This is a genomic window from Pseudomonas sp. OF001 (assembly GCF_904426495.1).
In the GTDB taxonomy this organism is placed as follows: domain Bacteria; phylum Pseudomonadota; class Gammaproteobacteria; order Pseudomonadales; family Pseudomonadaceae; genus Geopseudomonas.
Window position 1 is genome coordinate 1 of the sequence record NZ_CAJGBM010000042.1, and the last position, 3,765, is coordinate 3,765.

Here is a 3,765-nt window from a genome sequence, read left to right on the forward strand (position 1 = left end):
CCATCGGTTACGGACTGCCGGACTTCGCAGAGGAACTCAACTACGGAGTCGATCTATCAACCATCTGAGGGTGGTATCAGATTGATGGGGTGAAGGTGCCCCATCAACCATTAAATCCGTATACCCAGTTATTTTCGCATGCCGGGCCATCTCGCGGTCAGTCATAGGATTGGCCTTTGACGCAGCCAGCGGCATGCGATTGAGCTCCGAACTAAAGCCTTCCAGCGCCGAAATAGCCGTCGCATCGTAGGTGCTGGTGTGCTCGACCAAAATGCTCATAGCCGTCGCGTTGACCTTGCCTTTGGTCAGGTTGCACTTGCCTGTGCCATGGCATCAGGAGGCCGAAACTTCGCGCAGGGCTTTTGCGTCTGGTGCTGCCTGTGTCCGTTGCAGTCAGGTCGGATCTCGCCGCTGATGGTCATTCGGGCAAGCGCATGCTGTCATGCTGTGTGGCAGGCATGCCTGAACGTCGGAGCGTTCTTCTACGTTGAGTTCGTGCCCCCTGTCGGAATGGTCAAATGTTGCACTCACTTCTTGTCGCTACCTCGACTCAAGAACTTTGATTTTGTAACAAAAACTCGATGTGAAAAGCCGTAATCCCATTTTCTGAAGTACACCAAATTTTACCTTTGTGTGCTTCAACGATGGATCGTGTAATGGCCAATCCAAGCCCTACATTGCTTGGGCTTCCTTCGCGTCGGGCTGGGTCCGCGCGATAGAAGCGGTCGAAGAGTTTATCTAGGTGATCTGGGCTTATAACTTCTCCTGGATTTTCGACGGTCAGCGAGACAGCTTCACCGCTCGTGCGAATTTTAACTGAAATCCTCTCGCCTGCCGGAGTGTAGCGCAGGGCGTTAGATAGCAGGTTAGAGATCGCGCGATCTAGCATCAGTCGGTCGCCAGAGATGATTCCTGATCCCGATACGGTGATGGTAATGCCAGCTTCATCTGCAAGCAGGTGGTAGTATTCGACCAGTTTTGTTACGAGCTCCTTGAGCTCAATACAAGCGTTTTCAGGTGTGATCAAGCCATTGTCAGATTTAGCCAAAAACAGCATGTCATCAATCATGCGCGACATGCGCTTGAGATCTTCGAGATTTGAGCAGAGATTCTCTTGGTAGTCTTCGATATTGCGTTTCTTGGTGAGCACAACTTCAGTATGGGTCATCAGATTGCTCACTGGTGTTCGCAGTTCGTGTGCAATGTCGGCTGAAAAGTTAGAGAGTCTGGCAAAGGCATCATCGAGCCTGGCTAGCATCGCATTGAATGATGCGACCAGCTGTTGAAGCTCAGGGGGGACCGACTCTAGGGGGATTCTCTCCTTCAGAGACCTCGCTGACATGGAAGCAACTACCTGAGTGATCTGCTGCAAGGGGGCGAGCCCACGCCTGGCTACCATCCACCCGAGGGCAACGCTGGCAATGGAGCTTATGAGCAGTCCAATCCAGAACCATCGTAGCAGCGTCTCAAAAAAATGTGTATGAGTAGTTACATCAAGGATTAATAGGGCGGTCAGAGGGTCAGCTTGACCGGGTATCGAAATTTTCTCAGTCATGCCACGATACATGTGTTCACCGTCCTGCCATTCCCACATGCTTCGTGTAGCCGATACTCGGTATCTTTCTGGGATATTGGCTGCTTTAGAATCTGAAAACAGCACTGAGCCATCTCCGGCCAAGATGGTGGCTGCCATATCCTGATGCGCTCCAAGCAAGGCCTGTAGCTGCGGAAGCTCTTCCGATAGATTTTCGCTATTCCGTTTGCTTTCGAGAATACGCTTGGTGGATTCGAGTTTTTCGAGCAGGATCTGCCGGTCTAATGTCACGAAGTGATGCTGGCTGAGTATGTTGAAGCTCAATCCGGCTACCGTAAGGACTGCGATTACCGCAGACATGAACATCAGGCTCATGCGAACAGTCAGAGAGAGTCGCTTCATTCTGAATCCGGCGCGTCAAGCATATAGCCCATGCCTCGGGCGGTATGGATTAGTTTGACCTCGAAGTCATCATCTATCTTCGCGCGCAGCCGCCGAATGGCAACCTCAATGACGTTTGTATCACTGTCGAAGTTCATGTCCCAGATTTGAGAGGCAATCAGAGACTTCGGCAGAACTTCTCCGCGTCGTCGCAGTAGGAGTTCCAGTAAAGAGAACTCTTTCGCCGTAAGGTCTATTCGCTTTCCGCCGCGTATGGCTCGGCGTTTCAGCAGGTCGACCTCAAGATCGGCAATTCTCATGGTGGCTTGGATGGACGAACTGTGGCCTCTCCGTAACAAGGTTCTGACCCTGGCCAGCAGCTCGGAAAAGGCGAATGGTTTGACAAGGTAATCGTCTGCACCCAGCTCTAATCCTTTTACCCGCTCATCAACCCCATCGCGTGCAGTCAGGAATAGCACGGGAACGTCCTTGCCGGCGGCTCGTACCATGCGTAGCACTTCCCAGCCATCCAGCCCGGGCATCATCACGTCCAGGATCAAGAGGTCATAGGCTTCGCTCAAAGCATGCTGAAGCGCATCGGTACCTGTCATGACCCGGTCAACATTGAACCCAGCTTCGGAGAGCCCTTGCTGCAGGTATGTCCCGATTTTTGGTTCGTCTTCAGCTACCAGTAATCTCATGTCGGCAGTTTCCTTTGATCAGGCTTACTCAGTTTGCAGGGAAATAGCTCCACCAGCCTTAACCTTACGAAAATGTAATTCTGGCTTAAGCCTTTCGTAAGGTGGCTTTGTCTAGGGTGAGGATGTAAGCGTCATGCTCTCGCGCTCCTGCATGAACATAATGAGGGGCGCCAGTTACGGCTTCTTTCAAAGGAAATTATGCCATGAAATCAATGAAGAGCTTGCTCCTGATTGGCTCTCTGTTACTGTCTACTGCTGTTTTTGCAGAGGGCGGTGGTGATCGTGTCTTTGAACGTATTGAGCAGATGCGGGATAAGGCTGAAGCTGCACTGGTTCGAGCAGAAAAGTCTTCGCCTGACGAGCGCCATGTGCATATGAAAGAGCATATGCATATGTTGGAGGGCATCATGAGCCAACTGCATAAAGAGCACCCAGCTCCCGGCATGACGACCGCAGAGCATCTGGCTTGGATGGAGAGGCACGACAAGCTGGTAGACGACGTGCTAGTTCAGATGGTGCGTGAGCACAAGCTGATGATGGCTGACAAGGAGTGCCACCCGTAACGGTTATCCCATCTTGCAGGCCTTATGCCCCTACCCCTTTGGCCTGACGGCGCCTCCACGGCGCCGTTTTTCAATCTGACTAAATTGTAGTTTTGGGGTCAGCTTCTTGGCAGGTAGCAGGGAATAGAATGAGATCTCCAAACACCATAAGCGAGGTCTCATCATGAACAGCTCAGGTTTAAAGCTCCTGGCTTTTGCGTTGCTGATCGGCACTGCTTCTCAGGTCTTCGCTGCCGTAAGCAGCGGCAGTGCTAATGACATCGGCCAGCAGGCAAAGCCTACGCCAACTACCCGCACTGTCTTCGTCAAGATGGAAGACATCGGTTATAGCCAGCAGGTGATTGAGGTGAAGCCTGGGGAAACCGTGCGCTTCGTGCTGAAAAACGAAGGGGCGTTGATGCATGAGTTCAACATCGGTAGATCCGCCACCCAGCTGGAACACCAGCGCGAGATGGCAGACCTATTCAAGGATGGCACGCTGACGCCGACGGGGATGGCGAAGTCGATAGCATGGCGCGAGCGCTGGTCCGGATCAGGAGACTCCAGCCCTCCCGGATATCCGGAAGTTATTGAAGCCAAGCATGAC

At 52.4% G+C, this 3,765-nt stretch carries 5 protein-coding genes; 2 read left to right on the forward strand and 3 right to left on the reverse strand.

Annotation, left to right across the window (positions count from 1 at the left end):
* Positions 1–36: 36 nt before the first annotated feature.
* The 3 genes from RA210_RS22255 to RA210_RS17685 form a co-directional block, all read right to left on the reverse strand.
* Positions 37–279, reverse strand: coding sequence for a hypothetical protein (locus tag RA210_RS22255; RefSeq protein ID WP_201487466.1), 243 nt, complete (start codon positions 277–279; stop codon positions 37–39).
* A 271-nt stretch (positions 280–550) separates the two neighbouring features.
* A complete protein-coding gene (locus RA210_RS17680; RefSeq protein ID WP_201487467.1) occupies positions 551–1,936 on the reverse strand; it encodes a heavy metal sensor histidine kinase in 1,386 nt (461 codons plus the stop codon).
* Positions 1,933–2,616, reverse strand: coding sequence for a heavy metal response regulator transcription factor (locus tag RA210_RS17685; RefSeq protein WP_201487468.1), 684 nt, complete (start codon positions 2,614–2,616; stop codon positions 1,933–1,935). The genes RA210_RS17680 and RA210_RS17685 overlap by 4 nt, the downstream gene beginning before the upstream one ends.
* Before the next feature lie 203 nt (positions 2,617–2,819).
* On the opposite strand from RA210_RS17685, the gene RA210_RS17690 reads away from it, so the two are divergent.
* The gene (locus tag RA210_RS17690; protein WP_201487469.1) at positions 2,820–3,179 is read left to right on the forward strand and encodes a co-regulatory protein PtrA N-terminal domain-containing protein; all 360 of its coding nucleotides are present in this window, start codon (positions 2,820–2,822) and stop codon (positions 3,177–3,179) included.
* Between the two features lie 163 nt (positions 3,180–3,342).
* Positions 3,343–3,765, forward strand: a 423-nt coding sequence (locus RA210_RS17695) for a plastocyanin (RefSeq protein WP_236574797.1), incomplete at its 3' end; no start/stop codon positions are given.